This window comes from Stenotrophomonas sp. 169, assembly GCF_014621775.1.
Classification (GTDB): domain Bacteria; phylum Pseudomonadota; class Gammaproteobacteria; order Xanthomonadales; family Xanthomonadaceae; genus Stenotrophomonas.
The window spans coordinates 37,202-58,887 of record NZ_CP061204.1 but is presented as its reverse complement, the minus strand read 5'-3'; the positions used below and the strand labels follow the sequence as shown (position 1 = coordinate 58,887).

The following is a 21,686-nucleotide window of genomic DNA, read 5'->3' as shown; positions in this document are numbered from 1 at the left end:
GTCGGCTCTACCGGTCGGCTCTACCCGTCAGCGCGGGTATGCGAGCAGCACCACCAGGTCATTCTCGCCGCGCTGCTGCAGCGCGTGGTGACTGCCGGTGCGGGTCAGCAAGGCGTGCCCTGCACGCACGTCGTACTGCTTGCCATCCAGCACGTAGGATCCTTCGCCGCTGACGATGTAATAGATCTCGTCCTTGTGCTGCGGATGCAGGCCGATGCCTGCCCCTTTGTGCAGCACGCGTTTGCGCAGCACGAACGGCAGGCCCTCGGCGTCGGCGAAGAACGGGTAGGCCGTGGTCGGGCCCGCGCCGCCGTGCGGACCGGGCTGGAGGCGTGCGATATCGTCCTCATGCACGACCTGCGACGGTCGCTGGGGGTCGGCCCCCTGCCCTGCAGCGCCGTCGACATCGCAGTCGATGTCGCGCACCAGCGCGGGCTTCAGTTCCGGCTGCAACGCCACCCAGTCGCGTAGCACCAGGCACGCCACTGCCGTCGCGCCAGCGGTGCTGAAGTGGGTGCCATCGGCCTTCTGTTGTTCCGGCACGAACAGGAAGTACGGCTTCGCGCCCTGCTCGCCCAGCGCGCGGATCCAGCGCGTGGAACGATCATTGAGGTCGATCAGCGCGATGTCCTCGCGCGCGGCCAACTGCTTCATCGCCGCGGTGTATACCCCATGCGTGTCCAGCAGCGAACCAAAGTCGTACAGCAGTCGCGCCACCGGGGTGATCAAGATCGGCGTAGCGCCCTGCTCGCGTGCCAACTGCGCGTAGCGCATCAGGAAGGTGGTGTAGTCGCCGGCAGGATCGGTGTAGCGCGTGGGGTCTTCGAACTTCGCATCGTTGTGGCCGAACTGGATCAGCAGCACATCGCCTTTGTGGAGTTCACCGGCGATGGCATCCAGCCGCCCTTCGGCGATGAAACTGCGGGTGCTGCGCCCGCCCTTTGCATGATTGCGCACCTCGATGCGCGCCGGATCCAGATAGCTCTGCAGCATCTGCCCCCAGCCCGCCTGCGGCGCCCGCTCCGGCCCGTACGCGGCTGCGGTGGAATCCCCGGCAATGAACACCCGCACGGGCGCAGCGTGGACACCGGGAGCGACGATGGACAGAAGCAGGAAGAGCGTCAAACGCACGATGTGTACCTCGGCAATGCCGGCCTCCGGTCTGTATCTGGAGGAGAGCCCCCTGAGTCAGGGGGCGACCGCGAAGCGGTGGGGGTCTGGAGCGCCAGCGCGCTGGACACTGCAGGAGCAGTGTCCAACGTTGCATCGCAACGGCCCGAAGGGCGCCCGCCACGGATGGTGGGCGTCATGCGATGGTGCTAACGCGTTACCGCGCCAGCCAGCCACCATCAACCGGCAGCACCGCACCGTTGACGTAGTCCGACGCCGACGAGGACAGGAACACCGCCGCGCCGGCCAGGTCCTCCGGATTGCCCCAGCGTGCAGCGGGGATGCGGTCCAGGATCGACTTGTTGCGGTCTGCATCGGCGCGCAGTGCGGCGGTGTTGTCCGTCGCCATGTAGCCCGGTGCGATGGCATTGACGTTGATGCCCTTGCCTGCCCATTCGTTGGCCAGCAGCCGGGTGATGCCGGCGATGCCGCTCTTGCTGGCGGTGTAGGACGGCACGCGCACGCCGCCCTGGAAGGACAGCATGGAGGCGATGTTGACGATCTTGCCGTGGCCCTGTGCGATGAAGTGCCGGCCGGCTGCCTGCGAGATGAAGAAGGCCGACTTGATGTTGACGTTCATCACGTCGTCCCAGTCCTGCTCGGTGAAGTCCACCGCATCGGCGCGACGGATCAGCCCGGCATTGTTGACCAGAATATCCAGGCCACCCAGGCCCTCGATGGTTTCGCGCACGACGCGCTCCACCGGCTCGATGCTGATCAGGTTGGCTTCGATCGCCAGGCAGCGACGGCCCAGTGCGGTGATCTTCGCCACGGTGTCGGTCGGCGGTGCGATGCCGGCCACGGCCACGTCGGCGCCTGCGGCGGCCAGTGCCACGGCGATACCCTGCCCCAGGCCGGTATTGCCACCGGTGACCAGCGCGACCTTGCCTTCCAGACTGAACGGATTAGCCATTGATGCATTCCTTTTGGGTACGTGCCTTGCCGGCACGGATGACGGACCGCCGCCGGCCACCGGGCCGACGGCGATGCGGATGCCTTACTTGAGCTGGCAGATGTCCAGCACGTGCATGTCGGTGTAATCCAGGTTCTCGCCACCCATCGCCCAGATGAAGGCGTAGTTGCTGGTACCGGCACCCATGTGGATCGACCACGGCGGGGAGACCACCGCTTCGTTGTTCTGGATGACGATGTGGCGCTGTGCTTCCGGCTCGCCCATGAAGTGGTACACGCGGTCGTTCTGGCCCAGGTCGAAGTAGAAATACACTTCGCTGCGACGGTCGTGCAGGTGCGGCGGCATGGTGTTCCAGACGCTGCCCGGCTTCAGCACGGTCAGGCCCAGCAGCAGCTGCGACGACTGGCAGGTGGCCGGCACGATGTACTGGTAGATGGTGCGCTCGTTGCTGGTTTCCAGCGCGCCACGGTCCAGGGCCACAGCGTCCTTGATCGACAACGCCTTGGTCTCGAAGCGCGCATGCGCCGGGGTCGAGGCCAGGTAGAACTGCGCCGGGTTGGCCGCATCGTCCGAAGCGAACACCACGTCTTCGCTGCCCATGGCCACGTACAGGCCGTCCTTCGGACCCAGCGTGAACACGGTGCCGTCCACGGTGATGGTGCCGCTGCCGCTGCCGACGTTGATCACGCCCAGCTCGCGACGTTCCAGGAAGGCATGGCCGGCGGCCGAAGCCGGCTCGGTCTGCTTCGGCAGCGATACCGGACCGTTGACCGGGGCGGCGCCACCGAGCACGAAGCGCTCGTAATGGGTGTACTTCAGGGTCACCGCATCAGCGTTGAACAGGCCATCAAGCAGGTACAGGTCACGCAGGTCGTCATTGCTGGCGCCCTTGATGGCGTCGGGATGGGTGGCGTAATGGGTCTTGCAGTACATGGCTTCTCCAGAGCAGGGGGCGGGCCGATGGGTCGGCTCCCGCGCGGTTCGATGGCTAGTCTAGCGGTCATGGACACCGGTGTCATTTTGCAGCGCAAGGTAGCGCTGCGACGTGACGGGGGGTCCTTCAGTCGTCCTGCGGCGGCTGGCAGGAATCGCGCACGATCAAATGCGGGCGCACGCTGGCGATCTGCATGGCGGGCTGGCCGTCAGGCTGGATCAGCATCGCCGCGGCGGTGCGGCCGGTGTCCCGGGTGTGGCGGCGTACCGATGTCAGCGACGGCCACAGGCGCGAGGCCAGCGGGCTGTCGTCGTAGCCGATGATCGACAGCTCGCGCGGGATGTTGATACCTGCGCGCAGCGCCACCTTGTAGATACCAGCGGCCATTTCGTCGTTGCCGGTGAAGATCGCGGTCGGCCGCTTCTTGCCCAGCAGCAGCTTTTCCGCTGCGGCCACGCCGGATTCAAAGGTATAACCCGCTTCAACGATGCGGTCCTTCGGCAGCTCGATGCCGCGCTTTGCCAGCGCATCGATGAATCCCGAGGTGCGCTCGTGGGCGGAGCGATACGCGCTCGGTCCGGTGACCAGGGCGATATCGCGGTGCCCCAGTGACAGCAGGTAGTCGGCCGCTTCGGCCGCCCCATCGCGGTCATGGGTGACCACCATCTGCGAGGTCTCATCCAGCGGCAGCGAGGCGATGCGGGTAAACCGGCAGCCGATCTCCTGCAGCGCGTCGGCCAGGGCCTGGTCTTCGGATGCGCGTGGCACCAGGATCACCCCATGCAGCTTCTGCTGCTGCACGAAGCGGCACACGCCTTCGATATAACCGGGGCTGCGGCTGTCACAGGGGTGCACCACCAGCTCGAAACTGGAGCCCCTAAGGGCATCGAGTGCGCCGTACTGCATGTCCACGATGTACTGCGCGGTGGGGTTGTCGTAGACCATGCCGATCAGGAACGAGCGGCGGAAGGCCAAGCCACGCGCCAGCGGGTCGGGCGTGTAACCGACCTCGCGCATCAGGGTTTCGACTTTCTCGCGCGTGTCCTTGCGCACCAGCGGCGAGTTGTTGATGATCCGCGAAACCGTTTTCTTGGACACCCCCGACAGTCGCGCGATGTCATTGATCGTGGCCGCCTTGCCCTTCATCACTGCCGGCTTGACGGCATCGTTCTTGTTGCGCACTGACATGTCTTCAACCCGAGGTGTCCGAAGATTCTAGCCGCGCGCTCAGTCGAGCGCGCGGTAGCGGAAATTGCGGAAGGTGACGGCGCCGTCGCCGGCGGCGTAGATCGCCGGCTTGAGGGCCAGGAACTTGCCTGCCACATTGTGATGGTAACCGGACACTTCCATCTGAACCGGGTACTTCACCCAGGTCCGGCCGTCGGTGCTGGAGTGGATGGTGACGATGTGGCGGTTGTTGGTGACCCGCAGCCAGAGCTTGCCGCCGGTGGTGCTGGGTGCCAGCCGGGTGGGGCGCTCCTCGCCGTAGCGGTGCATGATGAACTTCTCGCCATTGCTGCCCACGCCCACGTACAGGCGGTCGCTGTAGTACAGCAGGGCGCCGCCCACTGCGCCGGGCGCGACGTCCATCTCGACCTCGAACTGGTAGGCCTTGTCACCGGCGATGGCGGTCAGCGGGGAGCTGTCACGCGGGGTCTCACCCTTGCCCTGCAGCACCAGACCCTTGCCGGTGAAGTCCAGCCGCTTGTATTCGTCCTGCGCCGGATTGAAGAAGGACCACTGCGGGCCGAGCTTGCCGCCAGTGAAACGGTCCGACAGGGCCATGCCGTGCTGGCCGACCGACTCGCCGGATGGCTTGCGCAGCGGCTGGCCGAGATCGCCGCCCTTGGCCACGAACCAGCCATCGGCGGTCCATTCGATGGGCTCCAGCAGGGCTTGGCGACCCAGCGTCCAGTACCCGTTCTCGTAGCCGTGATACATCATCCACCAGCGTCCGTCGGTGCCTTCGATCACCGTGGCATGGCCACGCGACCACCACGGCTCCGCCGCTGATTGGGTCCGCATGATCGGATTGTTCGGTGCATTCACCCACGGCCCGTGGATCGAGCGCGAGCGCGCGGTGATGACCATGTGGCCGGTAGGCGGCCCGGCGGTGCCGCCCACGGCGGTGGTCATGTAGTACCAGCCATCGCGGAAATTGATCTTCGGGCCTTCCTGCGCATAAGCCTCCACGTCCCAGCTTTCCGGATACTTCCAGCCGTCGTAGACGTGTTTGGGGGTGCCCACCACGCTCAGGCCGTCGTCGGCCAACTGCACGTAGTCGCCGCCACTGAGGAACAGGTAGCGCTTGCCGTCTTCGCCGACAGCGTGACCGGGATCGATGTACTTCTCCAGTCCGATGTCGATCGGCTCACTCCACGGCCCCTTGATGTCATCGGCCCACACCACGAAGTTGCTGCGCGTTTCACCGGTGCGCGCCGGGAAATAGATGTAGTAGCGGCCTTCGTGCTTGATGATGTCCGGCGCCCAGATCGCACCGACATTCTTCGTGATCGCATGCCCCAGGGGCTGCCAGTTGACCAGGTCGCGCGAGTGCCACAGCGGCAGGCCGGGATAGGCGTCGAACGAAGACAGGGTCAGGTAATAATCGTCGCCGTCCTTCAGCACCGACGGATCCGGTCGGTCGCCGGCGAACACCGGATTGAGGAACGTGCCGTTGCCCAGGTCCGCCTGGCGCTGGTTTTCGATGCCGCGCGTCCAGTTCGTGGCGGCTACGGGGCCTGCCGCAGTGGCAAGCGAGGTGGCCATCAGCAGGCCACTGGTCAGCAGGATCTTCAACGTGTGCTTCAACTGCATCGTGGTCCCTCCCAGGATCATGATTTCAAGAACGGAAGGGGGACGACCGCCGGCCGCCCCCTTCGCCTGCATTACGCGCGCAGCAGGTGCGGCAGCCACAACGACAGACCCGGGAAGAAGGCCACGATGAGCAGCACGCCCAAGGCCGCGAACCAGAACGGCCAGATGCTGCGCATGCTTTCACCCACGCTGATCTTGCCGATGGAAGTGCCGATGAACAGCACCGAGCCCACCGGCGGGGTCACCAGGCCGAGGCCACCGGCCAATACCAGCACCAGGCCGAAGTGGATTGGATCGATGCCGTAAGCCTTGGCGACCGGCAGGAAGATCGGCGTACAGATCAGGATCATCGGCGCCAGGTCCATGAAGGTGCCCAGCAGCAGCAGCATGATCACGATCATCAGCAGCACCATGAACTGGCTGTGTGCGAAGGACTGCAGGAAGTCCACTGCGGCCACCGGCACCTGCAGGAACGCCAGCAGCCAGCCGAACACCGCGGCCGTGGCGATCACGAACAGGATCACGCCAGTGCTGCGCGCGGCATGGATGACCGTGCCGAAGAACTCGCGCCACGGCAACTGCCGGTACAGCACGGTGGTGACCAGCAGGGCGTACACCACAGCAATGGCCGCACTCTCCACCGCAGTGAAGATACCGGCGCGGATACCCACGAATATCAACGCCACCAGGCCCAGGCCGGGCAAGGCGGAGAAGATGCGCAGGGCCACCGCGCGCCAGCCCGGGAACACCTCCACACCGTAGCCGCGACGACGCGCCACGATGTAGCCGGTGATCATCAGCGCCAGCGTCATCAGCAACGCAGGCACGATGCCGGCAGCGAACAGGTCGGCGATGGACAGGCCACCACCGGCAGCGGCCGAGAACAGGATCAGGTTGTGCGACGGCGGCACCAGCAACGCCACCAGCGCGGCGGTGATGCTGACATTGACCGCGAAGTCGCGGTCGTAGCCGCGCTTGACCATCTGCGGGATCATCGTGCCGCCCACCGCGGATACATCGGCGATCGCCGAGCCGGACACACCGCCGAAGAACAGCGAGGACAGGATCGACACCTGGCCCAGACCGCCGCGCATGCGACCGACCAGCGATGAAGCCAAGGAAATCAGGCGCTCGGAGATACCGCCGCGCATCATGATTTCACCGGCGAAGATGAACAGCGGAATGGCGATCAGCGAGGCCGAACCGGTACCGGCGGATATCTGCTGTACCAGCACGATGGTGGGGATTTCCAGGTACAGCAGGGTGGCCAGGGCCGCAGCGGCCAGTGCATAGGCGACCGGCACACCCAGCAGCAGCAGGCCGGCAAACACCAGGAAAAGCAGGGTAATACCCATCTCAACGATCTCCTTCAGCGTCAGCGTCGGCCACGACGGCGAGCGGGTAGTGCACCCGCCACGCGCGGTTGAGCGCGAACAACACCATCAACGCACCGCCCAGCGACAGCGGCAGGTAGTTGATGCTCTGCGGCAAGTTGGCCCCTGCGGTCTTGATGTCCAGTCCGTCCTGCAGCAGCACCATCGCCCACACGGCGATGAACCCGCCCAGCACGGCGATCACCAGTTGCACGAAGGTATCCACTACGCGGCGCAGGCCAGCGCTCATGTAGGCGGCCAGCAGGAAGAACCCGAAGTGGCGATTGGTATGCACGCCGCAGGCCGCACCCAGGCTCATCGCCGTGCTCAGCAGCAGCAGCGTCACCGGTTCGGTCCAGCTGGGCGAATCGTTCAACACGTAGCGTGCGAACACCTGCCAGCCCTGCACCACCACCAGCCCGAGCAGGGCGGCCACGGCGATGTAGATGGCGATGTCGGCAATGCGGTCCAGCAGGCGCTGGCCGGCACTCAGGGCGATCGGGGCGGTGCCCGTCGTCGTATCGGTCATGGCGGAATCCTCAGGCGAGATCGCGGATGCGGTTGACCATGGCGGCCAGCTCGGGCTGCTTCAGGTACTCCTGCAGCAGCGGATCAGCGGCCTTGCGGAATGCCGCCAGGTCCACCTCGTTGGTCTTGACGCCGAAATCGGTCACGGCCTTGCGCGCTGCGTCCTCCGATGCATCCCACTGCTGGCGCATCACGTTGACCGATGCACGGGCCGTGTCGAGCAGCAGCTGGCGATCAGCCGGTTTCAACTGCTCCAAGCTGGCGCGCGACATCAGCAACACGTCGGGGGCATACGAGTGGTCGCTCTGCGACCAGTAATGCGCGGCTTCGAAATGACGGCTGGAGTGGAAGCTGCGCATGTTGTTTTCCGCACCGTCGATCATGTGCGTTTCCATGCCCGAGAACGTATCGCCCAGCGACATCGGCGTCGGGTTCGCACCGAACAGGCGCATCAACTGGATGAAGATGTCCGACGATGCCACGCGCAGCTTCAGGCCGCGCAGGTCGTTCGGCTCCACGATGGGGTGCTTGGTGTTGTAGAAGCAGCGTGCGCCCGAATCGTAGATGGCCAGGCCGACAAGATCGCGCGTCTCGAAGCTGCGCAGCACCGCGTCGGCCACGCCGCCGTCCAGTGCGGCACGCATGTGCGCCACCGAGTTGAACACATACGGCAGGCACAGGGCCTGGGTGAGCGGGAATGCATTGTTGAGTGCACCGGAATACACACGGGTGATGTCGATGGCACCAAAGCGCGCCATGTCGATCGCCTCGGACTCGCGACCCAGCTGGCCGGAGTGGTACTGGCGCAGGCGCAGGCGGCCACCGGTTTCGCGGGCCAGGGTCTCGCCGATCCACTTCACCGCGGTCACGGTGGGGTAATCGGCGATATGGACATCGGTCGCGGTGAGCAGGTGCCCACCGGCCACGCTGTCGCCGGCTTTGCTGCAGCCTGCCAGGACCGGCACAGCAAGCGCGCCGAGGCTGGTGGCAAGGAAGTTTCTACGTGTGATCATCTGCGCCCTCCCGCGCGTGTTCACCTGGCCGGCGCGGTCATCCCGCTGCCACGGCCCGGCAGGCAATGTCTCCGAAACCAGCGAACCGCACCACTGCCGTCTGGCCTACGCTGATGTCGTGGATACCGGTCGCATTGCCGGTGGCGATGAGTTCGCCGCGCTTGAGCGGGCGGCCACGCTTGGCCGAGCGGGACAAGGCAAAGGCGATGGCGGTACGCAGGCCGCCGGGAAGACGCGTTGCACCACCGGTGCCGACGACCTCACCCTCGATCAGCGTCTCCGCGCGCAGTTCGCTGTCATCGCGGGTGGTCCAGTCGGTGATTTCCGGCCCCAGCAACAGCCCGTTGTTGTTGCCGAAATCAGACACCACCACCAGCGGGCCGAGAATGTTGATGGTCGCCAGCGGGCTGCTGGCCACTTCCACGCCGATGTACAGGCGCGCCGGCAGCGCTTCGGCCTGCTCGGGCGTCCACTCCAGCTGATCAGCCGGTGCATCTTCAAGCAGTTCGATCACGTACTCGGCCTCGACTGCGGCGAAACCGCCTTCGAAGACCGGAATGTCGAGAACTGTTCCACCGGTAGCATTCTGCAGCCGATTGTTGAAGATCGGGCCCAGCAGGCGGTCATCGCCGGACACATCGCGGCGCTCTTCGGCGATGTAGCCGACCTTCCAGCCCACTACGTCATGGCCCCACTCGGCGATGGCCAGGTCCTGCACGTGGTACGCGGTGACCAGGTCGGCGGGGATCGTGCCGGGGAAATCAGGCAGGGAAGCGCCTGCACGACGCGCGCCGGTAAAGGCGCTGGCGATGGCGGCCGGGTCGGCCGGTGCGGTTGGCAGGTCCATGTTGCCGGGTTCGTTGCTCAAGGAGGCTCTCCCTTTGGCGTTGTTGCGCTGCGCATCGACAGCGTTCGGATGACGTGTATATGGTAAACCGGTGTCATCTGGCAATGTGCAGTGCGTCAGAAGGCATTCCGGGGTCCGCCCGCAACGACCCGTCCTTCTGTCTGGAGCCTTGCGCCATATGAGATTGCCGTTGTTTCTGCTGCCGTTGTCGCTGATCTCCGCGATGTCGTTGTGCGTATCCGCCGCTGCAGCGCAGCGCGCCGTGTCGACGGTCGAAATGGCGGCCGACGAGGCACCGGGCGAGCGCATCCCGCTGTGGCCCGCAGGCCAGGTTCCGGGCGAGCAGGGCACCGCCCGCCCGATGCATGTGGTCGAACGCAGCACCGACCCGGCCCGGCCTGACCGCTATGTCGACCAGGTGGACGCCCCGTGGGTGGTGGTGCATGCGCCTGCGCGACCCAACGGCAAGGCCGTGCTGGTCATCCCCGGCGGCGGCTACCAGCGCGTGGTGATCGACAAGGAAGGCACCGAACTGGTTCCGGACTGGGTGGATCGTGCGGGCTACACGTTGTTCGTGCTGCGCTACCGGTTGCCGCAGCAGGGCCGTGATCACCAGGCCGCACTGGCCGACGCGCAGCGCGCGCTGCGCAGGGTGCGCGCCATGGCCTCCGGCCGCGGGCTCGACCCGGATGACATCGCCGTGATGGGGTTCTCCGCCGGTGGCCACGTCGCCGCGCGGCTGGCAACCGGTTTCGATGCCGCCGCGTATCCCCCCCGCGACGCCCAGGATGCGCTCAGTGCCAGGCCGTCACGGGTCGTGCTGGTCTATCCCGTGATCGACATGGGCACGCACGCGCACAGCGGCTCGCGGCAGCGCCTGTTGGGTGAGCATCCCGATCGTGCCCTGCAGGACACGTTCTCCCTGCAGACGCAGGTGCGCCGGGACATGCCGCCCACGCTGCTGTTGCATGCAGCTGACGATGCAGTGGTCAGCGTGGACAACAGCCTGCTGATGGCGCGTGCCCTGGCCGGTGCAGGTGAGGAGTACGAACTGCATGTATTCGCCCACGGTGGCCACGGCTTCGGCATGCGGGCACCGGTAGATTCCACCACGGCCCTGTGGCCGCAGATCGCGCAGCGCTGGCTGCAGCAGCCGACTCGCAAGGAGCAGCCATGACCGACCTCGCCGACCTGCAGCGCCGCCGCTTCCTCAGCGACAGCGCACGCTGGGCCTTCGCCGCGGCGACGGCTGCCGCATTGCCCAGCGCCTTCGCCCAACCTGCGGCGCGGACGGACAACCAAGTGCTGGCCCGTGTGCGGGGCGGGCGGGTGCGGGGCCAGCGCGAGCACGGCATCAACGTGTTCCGTGGCCTGCGCTACGGTGCAGATACCGCCGCGTACCGCTTCCAGCCGCCGCGCGCCGAGCTCCCTTGGCGGGGCATCGCCGATGCCCTGGAGTTCGGCAGTGCCGCGCCGCAGGGCGGCAAGGAGGGGCCGGGCAGCGAAGACTGCCTGTTCCTCAACGTGTGGACGCCTGCGCTGGGCGATGGCGGCAAGCGGCCGATTCTGTTCTATATCCACGGCGGCGGCTTCAATAACGGCTCCGGCAGTGATCCGCTGTACGACGGCAGCGCCCTATGCCGTCGCGGTGACGTCGTGGTGGTGACCGTCAACCATCGGCTCAACTTGTTTGGCTATCTGTATCTGGGCGCGATGGGCGACCCACGCTATGCCGCATCCGGCAATGCAGGTCAGCTCGACCTGGTGCAGGCCCTGCAGTGGGTGCGCGAGCACGCCGCGACCTTCGGCGGCGATGCGGCCAACATCACCGTGTTCGGACAGTCCGGTGGCGGCGCGAAGATCGCCACGTTGATGGCGATGCCGGCAGCGAAGGGACTGTTCCAGCGCGCGTGGACGATGAGCGGGCAACAGGTGACGGCCGCGGGACCACGCGCCGCCGCGCAGCGCACCGACATCGCCATGAAGGCGGCAGGGGCAGACGACATCGATGCGCTGCTGCGCCTGTCACCGGCCGCGCTGCTGGCAGCGGGCAAGGCACGCGATCCGTCGCGTGTGGAGAACAGCAGCCTGTATGTCGGCCCGGTGCTGGACGACGTGGTAGTGCCGGTGCATCCCTTCTTTCCCGACGCCCCCGCGCAGTCCGCTCACATCCCGATGGTGATCGGCAATACGCGCGATGAGACCCGCGCGTTCCTCGGCAATGATCCGGCCAACCATGAACTGACATGGGACACGCTGCCGGCGAAGCTGGAGCAGGAGCAGTACGTTGACCTGCGGCCGCAGCGCGTCATCGACGCCTACCGGCGCATGTATCCGCAGTACACGCCGTCGCAGGTGTTCTTCGCAGCCACCACCGCAGGCCGTTCGTGGCGTGGGGCCGTGGAAGAACTGGAGGCGCGTGCGCGCCAGCCGGTCGGGGCCGCACCCACCTGGGCCTACCAGCTGGACTGGGGCTCGCCGCTGGATGGCGGGCGGTTCGGGGCGTTCCATACGCTGGACATCCCGTTGGTGTTCGACAACGCCGGTCAGCCCGGCTCGCGCACCGGCGACGGTCCGGACGCGACGGCGGTCGCCGCGATGATGAGCAGCGCACTCATCCACTTTGCCCGCACCGGCGACCCCAACCATCGGGGCATCGCACGTTGGGAACCGTATGACCTGCCGCGCCGGCAGACCCTGCTGTTCGATACGCGCAGCCAGCTGGCCGATGATCCACGTGGCGGCGAGCGCGAACTCTATCGGCAGGCGCCCTTCATGCAGCGCGGCACGTTCTGAGGCGCTGCTGCGCGTGTTTCCCGTTTCCGCCAACCGCTGCCGAGCATGGCTCGGCGACCACGGGATCTCGTCCCGTGGGTGATGACCGCAGGTCGTCGCGCTGTTGCCGCTGCGCTCGCCGAGCATGGCTCGGCGCTACCGGAGTTCCGTCGATGTCGAACCGTCGCTGCGTGTTGTCCCTGCTTGTTCTCTTCGCTGCGTTGCCTGCCATGGCGGGCGACAGGCCGCTGCCCGCGCCCATCCGGGCGAGCAAGATCATCCTGGTCGGGGACTCGACCACGGCGGTGCAGGGCGGGTGGGGGCCACGCTTCTGCGGCGACCATGTCACCTCCTTCGCGGCCTGCATCAATCTGGCTCGCGGTGGGCGCAGTACGTACAACTACCGTGCTGAAGGGTCGTGGCCACTGGTGGAGTCGGAGATGCGCGCACCGGGTTATGCCACCACGTGGGTGCTGATCCAGTTCGGGCACAACGACCAGCCGGGCAAGCCCGGACGCTCCACCAACCTGCAGCACGAGTTCCCGGACAACCTGCGGCGTTATGTGCAGGAGGTACGGGCCGCGGGTGCCGTGCCGGTGCTGCTGACACCACTCACCCGCCGACAGTTCGCCGATGGCCGACTGATCGATGACCTTGCCCCCTGGGCCGATGCCGTACGGCGGGTAGCGCGCGAGCTGGATGTTCCGCTGGTCGACCTGCATGCGCGCAGCCGGGCGCTGGTGCAGGCGATGGGTCCGGTCATGGCGATGACACTCGCCCAGGCACCCGCCTCCCAGCCGCAGGTGGCGGCCGCGCTGTCGGGCACCACCGTGGATGCGGCCGCAGCCGCAGTGGGCGCCGGGGCCGCTGCACAGAACGCGCTGATCGAGCCGATGGGCCAAGCCAAGCGAGCCTTCGACTACACCCACCTGGGAGACGACGGTGCGGCGGTATTCGCCACGGTGGTGGCCGAGGAGCTTGCGCGTACGGTGCAGCCGATGCGCCCGCTGCTGCTGCCGTGAGACGTCATCCGGCCAAGCGGCGGCGCCCGATGGGTGGATAACGACTGAAACCCGCACTTTTCGCTCGTATTCCGGCTGTAAAGGCCGTGCGAACGTTCTGCGGACCGATGTGGCCTAGACTGGGTGCATGCAAGTGCAGTCGATCCCCTCCGGTTTCCGTGGCAAAGACAAGTTGATTTCGGCGCTGGATGCGGCGGTCGACCAAGGCGATGCTGCGTCGATCACCGCGGCCCTGCAGCAGACGCTGCGCAGTGTCATCCGCGATCCGTCCATCGAGCTGCCGGCCTGCGTCCATCGTCCCGTGCAAGGCCGCTATGCGCGGCGCGAACTGCATCGCAGCCCTACGCTGGGCTACAGCGTGATCGCCATGTGCTGGGGCCCGGGGCAGGGTACGCCGCTGCACGATCACGACGCGATGTGGTGCGTGGAAGGCGTATGGCGGGGTGACCTGGTCGTCACCCCGTATGCGCTGCTGGAGCAGGACGGCGACCGTGCCCGGTTCGCCGCGCAGGCACTGCTGTATGGCGAACGGGGCAGTGCCGGCAGTCTGATTCCACCGCACGAGTACCACACACTGCGCAATGCCAGCAGCGAAGAGATCGCGGTGTCGGTGCACGTGTACCAAGGCCCGATGGAACGCAGCACAGTGTTCGAACCGATCGGCGATGGCTGGTACCAGGCGCGCGTGCACGCGCTGGACAGCGACGCCTGACCCGGCACCCGGCGGTGCGCCCGGCTGACTGATTTCTGCAAGCCTGCGTCCCATGGCGCTCTGTAGGATTTTTTACAGACACCGGAGGAGCGCACCAGCGCCATGGACCTTGCACATTGCCTGCTGGACCGACGCGACTACACGGCGGTCCAGTTCCAACAGCTGACACTGCCCGACCTCGGCGCGAAGCGACGCAACCTGGTATGCATCACATGCGGGCAGCAGGCGTTCTTCCGCAAGCCCAGTGCAGATGGGCGGGCCGCCTGTTTCGGTGCGCGCCCGCATGCTGCTGGCTGCAGCATGGCGGCGGAGGATGCGCTTCGCGTCGAGAGCGCGATCGGTCCCGATGAAGCGATCATCCGCAACACCGATGTCCTGGTGGTCGATTTCAACTTTGGTGCATCGAGTTCGTCACCGCCAGCCTTGCCTGAGGGGCAAGGCTGACGGCCAGCGGCCGTCACTACCCTCACGCTCAGGGTAGGTCGGCCACGTTGTTCAGGCGCGTGACTTCCTCGCCATCGTCGGCCAAGGCCACGCGTACGCGCAGGCCACGGCGGTCGCCTGCAGGCAACGGCAGGGCGACGGTGGTCGTGCGCGGCTGCAGATCACTGGGCGCGTCCATCGCCGGCACTTCGATACGCGCGATCTCACGGCCACGCGCATCTTCCAGCACCGCCACACCGGTTCCCGTGCCCACATGCCCCAGGCTGTGGACGATCACGTGCACCTGCCTTCCATCGACCCGCACGTCGCCCCGGCCAATGCCCAGGTCAGGACGTTGCTCCACGGGGGAGCCGGCACGGATGCGCTCGAACTCGAACACTTCGGTCCTGCCCGGCTGGAACTTCAGCGGCGTGCTGACGCTGGTTTCCAGCATCACGTCGCGTTCGCTCACCTTGCCGTCGATCTTCCCGTCGCCGTTGGCGTCCACGCCGCTGCGCACCCGCCAGGTGCCGCTGGCCACGTTCCAGCCGGTCATGTCCACGGTGATCGCCTGCTTGGCCAGGTTGTAGCTGGTGACGGTGAAGCGTTCGCGTGAGGGCGCATGGACCAGCAGCGCCACCTGTTCGGCCGCATCGTCGCGGTCGAAGCGCCAGCTCACCGTGTGCCCCGGCCAGCTCTGGTTGCGCTTCAGGGCGATACCCCCCAGGCGGGCACGCTGCAGGAACTCGCTCGGTGCCTCCACCCGGTCCGACCACCAGTGGCCGTCGGTATTCATGTACTCGCGCTGCGCCTTGGCCTGGATCCCCTCGGCGTGCAGGGCCTCGATGTACTTCACATCGCCGCTGGCCTGCCATGCCATCACGCTGGCGAAGCCGGTCTTGCCACTGTCTGCATCGGCAGTCAGCTTCGGATACCAGTCCTGCTGTCGCCCCAGCACCTCCACGTAGTTCTCGCCGAGGTTGGACAGCGCACCGGGTCCACCGCGCTCCACGCGGTAGTCCAGCGCCTTCAGGTACTTCTCATCGCCCGTCCAGCGCCACGCCGCCCAGAAGGTGTGCATGATGTCGCCGCTGCCGGACCCGTTGTTGAGTTCACCGCCGCGCACCTTGCCGGTGGCCCAGTTGATCTCGTTCGGCAGCGCCCAGCGGCCCTTGTCATCGGTATAGGCGTGGGCGAGGTAGCCATCGGCCAGGCCGGTGACCAGGCGTCGGCTGCTCGGATCGGCATTGAACTGCCCGAGCAGGAAGGCGGGGTGCAGCACCGGGAACGAATACGGTTTCTGCCACTGCCAGTTCGGCTCGCGGTAGACCTTGTTGCCGCCGAACCAATTGCTGGAGAACAACAGGTGGCCCTGCGGGTTGGTCAGGATGATCTTCTCGTCGAAGGCCTTCACTGTCTCCATCAACCGTTCCACGGTCAGCGGATCACCCCAGTTGAGGTACAGCATGGCGCTGTTGGTGTTGATGCCTTCCTCGTAGGCGTGCAGCTCGTCGGTTTCGATGGTGCTCAACCCGTTGCTGAACATGCCATTGCGGTACACCGCGTCGGACAGCGCGGTCAGCGAGGCGTTCAACCGGTCCGGCTGCACACCCATCAGGGCCAGGCCCGGCCACTGCTGGGTCAGGTCCGAATCGTCGGAGATGCCGCCGCCGAAGTCACCGTACGGCACCTGCCGGTGTTCGATCCACCAGTCGATGAAGCGCCGCACATAGGCCAGGTCCTGGGTCTGGTTGAATGCCCATGCCGGCACGCCCTTGGGCACTTCCGGGGCAGTGAACGGCGGTCGGCCCTGGCTGTTGTAGCTGATGTAGTTCCAGTACAACCGGCCCAGCTGGTGATCCGGATCCACCCGCAGCAGGTCACTCAGGTCGGCGTAAACGCGGGCGTACAGGCGCTGCCGCTTGGAGGTGGTGTGTTCCTCCACGAGGAAACCCCAGTTGTCTCGCACCTGGTTGAAGCGGTCTGCGACGTGCTCGGCGATCGCTTCGCTGCGCGGCTTGAACACCATGCGGATTTCCGCGCCGTCCAGCGCGCGTGCGTCGAAGCCGGGAGCCGCCGAGGCGATGCTCAACCACAGGCTGTCGGCGGTGAGGATGCGGTCGCGCAGGTCCAGCCACAGCGTGCGTTTCTTGCCGGGTTGCACCGAGACCGATACATCGATCATGTCGCGGGCCGGCCAGATCGGATCCTTGATGCGGATGTTGAGCGGGATCAGGCCGTCATGGGTCGCCGGCAGGTCCAGCGCCGGCAGGTCGATGGCCACGCCATCCAGGCCGTCATGCATGTTTTCCCAGCTGTGCGCCCAACTGCGGATCAACGGCTGGTTGGCCGGTGCATCACCCACGCCGGACGGGATCAGCACGTGCACGATGGGCAGCGGCTGGGCAGGCAGCGTATCGGAACCGCGACGGCGCGAACCGGCCCCCTTGGGCAACGCCATCACCGTGCTGCGTTCGGCCACGGGGTAGCGGCCGTCGATGTAGTGTCGCAGCGTGTCCAGGTTGGTGTAGTCAGGCAGGGCCTGGCTGTCCACCACATAGGTCTGCTTGACGCTGCCGTCCGGCTCACTGCCTTCGCCCACGTGATAGGCCCAGATCTCCTGGATCGGGGTTTCCTGTTCCACGTTGCTGAAGCGCAGCACGCCACCCTGCTGGGTGGGGATGTCATCGACGCTGCGCACCACGCCGCGCGGGCGCTGCAGCACCGTTGTGGTCGCGCTCTGCGCATCGGCGCCGTGGGCCAAGGTGCCGAACGCCGCGCCACGCACCTCGATGCGGTTCACCGGTTCGCCATCGGGCAGGGTCAGGTCCAGGTGCTGCCCGGCCTCTACATAGGTGTTCCAGTCCGGCAGCTGGAAGTAATCGTTGCGTCCCGGCAGGCGCGAGCGGTTGTAGACCCCCGGCCAAGTGGTTTCGGCGATGCCATCGGTGGCCTTCCACATCCACTGCTTGAGGTCCTTGGTATCGGCGAACTCGATCTTGCGTATGCGCGTGCCTGCGGCGGCCAGTGCCGGCGGAGCCGCACTTTCCCAACCGAAGCGATGCCGCCATGCGCGCTGGTCTGCCGACGCCACGACGGCCGTCGCCGGTGCCTTGCCTTGCGCCAGTGCAGCTACCGCCGGTCCATCCAGCATGCGGTCGAAGACGCGGATGTGCTGGAAATCGCTGCCGCGCAGGAAGTTGTAGCGGCTCTGCACCTGATAGGGCGCCATCACCCGCCCGGCCAGGCCCAACTGGTCCAGCGCGGCATCGTAGTCGCCCCTGGCATCGACCCGCGCGACTTCCTTGCCATCCACGAACAGACGCACCCCGTGGTCTTCGTCCCAGGCGAACGCCAGGTGCACCCACTGCGCCGGGGCCGGGTTCTGCGGCAGCGCGAACGACACCCGGGTGCGCGCCAGGTTGGCATCGGTGACGAACGCATCGAAGCCGTGTCCGTTCCAGTCGATGCGCAGCCACGCCATGTCCCAGCTGCTGTGGTCGGCATAGCCCACGCGGAAGATCACGAACGGTGCTTCACCGACGGCATAGCGCGATCGCCAATCGAAGGCCAGCGTGCCGCGCTGCGCCAGGATGTTGCCGGGTGCATCCCACGACAGCACGCCATCGTCTTCCCACTGGATCGCCTTGCCGCGTGCACCGTCATCAACCACCTTCACCTTGTCGCGGAAGTTGGGTACCGGATCGCCCTGCGCCACCTCAGCTTCCAGGCCGTGGTTCGCATCCACGTGGAACAGCAGCGCGGGTGCCTCTGCGGCGAGCGACGGCGCAACGAACAGCGCGGTGGCCAGGGCCAGCAGGCGGCGACGGGGCAGGCGGGCGAGGGCAGTGGGACGGTGGGGCATGGAACCTTCCTTTCAACAGCGGGCGACGGTGGGCGCGTGGTGCAGGATCAGAACTTGTAACGCAGGCCGAGGTAGTACTGGCGCCCGGTCTGGGTGTAGCGGTCCGGCAGGGAAAGCGCGGAATCCACGTAGCGTTCGTCGGCGGTGTCCAGCAGGTTGATCGCCTCCAGGCTGACGGTCAGCTGCTTGTTGAACTTCCACGACATGTTGAAATCGACGTTCTCCACGCTGTACTTGCCGGTGACATCCGCCGTGGCGAGCGCATTGCCATCCAGGTCGCGGATGTTCTCCTGCGCCAGGATCTGGTTGATGTAGGCATCGCGGTAGCTGGTGGATACGCGCGCACTGAAGCGCCCGTCGTCGTAGTACAGGGTGGCGTTGTACGAATTGGGCGACAGGTTCAGCAGGTCGTTTTCCGTGTACGTGGTGACGATGGTGTTGCCGCTGCCGGAGCTGAAGAGGTACTGGATCTTCGAATCGACGTGGGTGTAGTTCAGCTGGATGCCGAAGTTCTTCCAGAAGCCGGGCAGGAAGCTGAAAGGCTGCTGGTACGTCAGCTCGTAGCCCTTCAGCGGGCCACCCGGCGTGTTGAAGTAGCTCTGCACGTTGAACAGCGTGTTCGGGCTGAAGCCGGCCGGCAGCAGGTCCAGCGAATAACCCATGTCGTCCCAGGTGGTCAGCAGGCGGGTACGCTGCACATAGGTTTCGATGTCCTTGTAGAACACCGCGGCCGACAGCAGCGCGCCTTCGCTGAAGTACCACTCCGCACTCAGGTCGTAGTTGGTGGAGCGGAACGGGTCCAGCTTGGGATTGCCGAGGTTGATCGAGTAGTACCGGTCTTCATCAAGGAAGGCGCTCGGCCCGCCGCTCACGCTCGGCGACAGGTTGGACAGGGTGGGGCGGGCCATCGTCTTGGCCGCACCGAAGCGCAGCACCACGCTGTCCGTCACGTCCCAGGCCAGGTTCAACGACGGCAACCAGTCGTCGTACTGATGGCCGACGCGGGTTCCCACCAGCAGGCGTTCGCCGGCGTCGGCGGTGGCGCTCGCCACGCCCAGGAACGGCTGGCAGGCCGCGGACAGATCGCCGCTGCTGGCCGCCTGGCACGGCGCATAGCCATCCGCGGTGATCTGCGTCTGCACGTAGCGCATGCCGATGTTGCCGCGGAACGGTCGGCCCCACAGGTCGGTGTTGAAGTCGAGTTGCAGGTACGTCGCGTAGCTCTTCTCGTTGACGTCGAAGTTGTTGTTCGACGAACCGAAGTGGCCCACACCGGCGAGGCGGTAGTCGCCCCCCAAGCTGCCGGTATCGCAGTTGCAGTAGATGTCCAGCAGCTCGGCGACGCGCTTGAAATCAGGGATCAACCAGCTTGACGGCGTGGCCGTGTCCAGCCCCTTGCCGAAGCCATTGAGCGTGCTGCTGAGGTCGCCGATGCCGGTGCCGCCGGGCAGGGCCTGGGCCAGCCGTCCGTAACTGATGTTGCGGTACTCCTGCGTGCTCATGTCGTAGTCCTTGTAGGCAAGACCACCACGCAGGGTGAACGTCGGCGAGACAGTGAAGGTCAGGTCGACCTTCGCCGTATCGAACTGGTTGTCGACGTAGTTGGGGTTCAACCGCACTTCGCTGATGTTGCTGCCGCGCGCGGTGCCATTGGCGTTGACCGGGGCGGTGCCATAGCCCAGCCACTGCCAGGCGTTGGGATCATTCAGCGCGAACGGGAAGCCCATCGACGGCAGGCTGGCATTGTTGCGTGCATCGAAGACGAACCCGTCCAGATTGCTGTTGTCGAAACTGACCATCGAGAACACCGGGCGCTCGAAACTGGACGAAGAGTGGCCCACCAGCGCGTCGAGGCGTACCGCATCGTTGAAGCGGTGTTCGAATTCGAGGCTGACCTGCTTGAACTCGGTGCTCTCTTCGATGGACGTCGATTCCGTGCGGAAGTCCACGTTGTCGAATACGCCGTAGACCAGGCGGTTCTGGTCGTCGACCTGGGCCTCGCGTACCGCGATCTGGGTCTTGCCACCGTACTGCGCGGTGCGGTGCAGGTTGGCACCCAGCGAATCCTCGCGCTGGTCCTTGTCCAGCTTGGAGTACATCAGGTCCAGGTTGAGCAGGCTGTCGTCGCTGAACTTGAACTGCAGGGCGCCGGTGATGCCAAGGCGCTCGAGCTCATGTTCGGTGCGGACATAGCGCGGATAGCGCGGAATCCACGCGTTGGTCGCGGTCTCGTACGCGGCGATGTTTTCCGCTGTCGCTGCGGGACGGTCCAGACCGGTGCCGCAGTGTGCGGCATCGATGCCATAGCTGCCCCAGCCGTTGTTACGGGCCTGGTTGGCCGCGCTGCCCACACCTGCAGCCGTCTCGTTTGCCAAGGGATTGCGCGGCGTCTGCGGGTCATACCCCAGTGGGCTGCAGAAACCGTACGTCCCGTTGTTGGTCGCCGTGGGCTGGTTCGAATTGCGATGGTTGCCGTGCTCCCAACGGACCGGGTTGTAGCCTTCTTCGAAGATGGTGCGCTTGCTGTAAGCCACCGACATCAGCGCGCCGAAGCGGCCGTCGGCCCAGGTGTTGCTGAGCAGCGCCGATACGCGCGGGTCCTTGCTGCGCGACAGCTCGTTGAAGCCGTACTGGCCGTTGAGCGACGCCTGGAACCCGTCGAAATCGAACGGACGCGACGCACGCAGGTCGACCGTGGCACCGAGTGATCCTTCGTCGGTCTGCGCGGACTGCGTCTTGCTGACCTTGACCCGGCTGAAAAGCTCGGAGGCAAAGGTGTTGAAATCGAATCCGCGGCTGCGGTTGACGCCGGCGGTACCGCTGCCCGCGGTGGACAGCGCTTCCAGGCCGTTGATGCGCACGCGGGTGAAGTCCGATCCCAGCCCACGGACGGATATCTGCTGGCCTTCTCCGCCCTCGCGGTCGATCGATACACCGGCGATGCGCTGCATCGACTCGGCCAGGTTGAGATCAGGGAACTTGCCGATGTCTTCGGCATAGATGGCGTCGACCTGCTCGACGCTGTAGCGCTTTTCATCCAGCGACTGCTGCAGGCTTTCGCGGTACGTCGCCTTGACTTCCACCTTGTCCAGATCGACGGCGTTGGGTGCGCTGGCAGCGGCCTCCGGTGTCTGCTGCGCGGCCGCGGTGCTGGTCAGTACCAGGCCGATGGAGAGTGCGAGCAGCGTGAACGGCGTACGGCCGGCACGGTGGCGTGGGTGTGACAGATCCATGTTGTAAGCCCCTCCCAGGGTGTCCTCAAAGCGTGCGTGTGTACTGCAGGCGATGAACCGG

Annotated in this window: 16 protein-coding genes; 5 read left to right on the top strand and 11 right to left on the bottom strand. The window is 66.0% G+C overall.

The window, feature by feature from the left end:
* Window positions 1-27: 27 nt before the first annotated feature.
* From ICJ04_RS00225 to ICJ04_RS00185, 9 genes are all read right to left on the bottom strand, one after another.
* Window positions 28-1,131 (bottom strand): GDSL-type esterase/lipase family protein, encoded by a 1,104-nt coding sequence (locus ICJ04_RS00225; RefSeq protein WP_188325582.1) that lies wholly within the window; start codon window positions 1,129-1,131, stop codon window positions 28-30.
* Between the two features lie 196 nt (window positions 1,132-1,327).
* Window positions 1,328-2,083, bottom strand: coding sequence for a 2-dehydro-3-deoxy-D-gluconate 5-dehydrogenase KduD (kduD, locus tag ICJ04_RS00220; protein WP_188325581.1), 756 nt, complete (start codon window positions 2,081-2,083; stop codon window positions 1,328-1,330).
* A gap of 84 nt (window positions 2,084-2,167) precedes the next feature.
* Window positions 2,168-3,016 carry a 5-dehydro-4-deoxy-D-glucuronate isomerase gene (kduI, locus tag ICJ04_RS00215; protein WP_123699973.1) on the bottom strand — a complete coding sequence of 283 codons (849 nt, stop codon included), beginning with the start codon at window positions 3,014-3,016 and terminating at the stop codon, window positions 2,168-2,170.
* Window positions 3,017-3,143: 127 nt separating this feature from the next.
* Window positions 3,144-4,205: a LacI family DNA-binding transcriptional regulator gene (locus tag ICJ04_RS00210; protein ID WP_188325580.1), complete on the bottom strand. Its 1,062-nt coding sequence runs from the start codon at window positions 4,203-4,205 to the stop codon at window positions 3,144-3,146.
* A gap of 39 nt (window positions 4,206-4,244) precedes the next feature.
* Window positions 4,245-5,786, bottom strand: a complete 1,542-nt coding sequence (locus ICJ04_RS00205) for a family 43 glycosylhydrolase (RefSeq protein WP_223203095.1) — start codon at window positions 5,784-5,786, stop codon at window positions 4,245-4,247.
* 119 nt (window positions 5,787-5,905) lie between these two features.
* Complete coding sequence (locus ICJ04_RS00200; protein ID WP_188325578.1) at window positions 5,906-7,189, bottom strand: TRAP transporter large permease; 1,284 nt, start codon at window positions 7,187-7,189, stop codon at window positions 5,906-5,908.
* A gap of 1 nt (window position 7,190) precedes the next feature.
* Complete coding sequence (locus ICJ04_RS00195; RefSeq protein ID WP_188325577.1) at window positions 7,191-7,736, bottom strand: TRAP transporter small permease; 546 nt, start codon at window positions 7,734-7,736, stop codon at window positions 7,191-7,193.
* A gap of 10 nt (window positions 7,737-7,746) precedes the next feature.
* Window positions 7,747-8,748 carry a TRAP transporter substrate-binding protein gene (locus ICJ04_RS00190; RefSeq protein ID WP_188325576.1) on the bottom strand — a complete coding sequence of 334 codons (1,002 nt, stop codon included), beginning with the start codon at window positions 8,746-8,748 and terminating at the stop codon, window positions 7,747-7,749.
* A 37-nt stretch (window positions 8,749-8,785) separates the two neighbouring features.
* Window positions 8,786-9,595, bottom strand: coding sequence for a 2-keto-4-pentenoate hydratase (locus ICJ04_RS00185; RefSeq protein ID WP_188327143.1), 810 nt, complete (start codon window positions 9,593-9,595; stop codon window positions 8,786-8,788).
* A 178-nt stretch (window positions 9,596-9,773) separates the two neighbouring features.
* Between ICJ04_RS00185 and ICJ04_RS00180 the strand changes: the two genes are divergently transcribed.
* From ICJ04_RS00180 to ICJ04_RS00160, 5 genes are all read left to right on the top strand, one after another.
* Window positions 9,774-10,772, top strand: a complete 999-nt coding sequence (locus ICJ04_RS00180; RefSeq protein ID WP_223202939.1) for an alpha/beta hydrolase — start codon at window positions 9,774-9,776, stop codon at window positions 10,770-10,772.
* Window positions 10,769-12,391: a carboxylesterase family protein gene (locus tag ICJ04_RS00175; protein ID WP_188325575.1), complete on the top strand. Its 1,623-nt coding sequence runs from the start codon at window positions 10,769-10,771 to the stop codon at window positions 12,389-12,391. Before ICJ04_RS00180 ends, ICJ04_RS00175 begins: the two co-directional genes overlap by 4 nt.
* Window positions 12,392-12,600: 209 nt before the next feature.
* Window positions 12,601-13,392 (top strand): rhamnogalacturonan acetylesterase, encoded by a 792-nt coding sequence (locus tag ICJ04_RS00170; RefSeq protein WP_223203094.1) that lies wholly within the window; start codon window positions 12,601-12,603, stop codon window positions 13,390-13,392.
* Between the two features lie 127 nt (window positions 13,393-13,519).
* Window positions 13,520-14,104: a cysteine dioxygenase family protein gene (locus ICJ04_RS00165; protein ID WP_188325573.1), complete on the top strand. Its 585-nt coding sequence runs from the start codon at window positions 13,520-13,522 to the stop codon at window positions 14,102-14,104.
* A gap of 102 nt (window positions 14,105-14,206) precedes the next feature.
* Window positions 14,207-14,548, top strand: coding sequence for a hypothetical protein (locus tag ICJ04_RS00160; protein WP_188325572.1), 342 nt, complete (start codon window positions 14,207-14,209; stop codon window positions 14,546-14,548).
* A gap of 28 nt (window positions 14,549-14,576) precedes the next feature.
* Here ICJ04_RS00160 and ICJ04_RS00155 read toward each other — a convergent pair whose 3' ends face one another.
* Both ICJ04_RS00155 and ICJ04_RS00150 read right to left on the bottom strand, forming a co-directional pair.
* Window positions 14,577-18,392 carry a LamG-like jellyroll fold domain-containing protein gene (locus ICJ04_RS00155; RefSeq protein ID WP_188325571.1) on the bottom strand — a complete coding sequence of 1,272 codons (3,816 nt, stop codon included), beginning with the start codon at window positions 18,390-18,392 and terminating at the stop codon, window positions 14,577-14,579.
* 47 nt (window positions 18,393-18,439) lie between these two features.
* Entirely contained in the window at window positions 18,440-21,625 is a 3,186-nt protein-coding gene (locus tag ICJ04_RS00150; RefSeq protein ID WP_188325570.1) for a TonB-dependent receptor, read from the bottom strand.
* Between the last annotated feature and the right edge of the window lie 61 nt (window positions 21,626-21,686).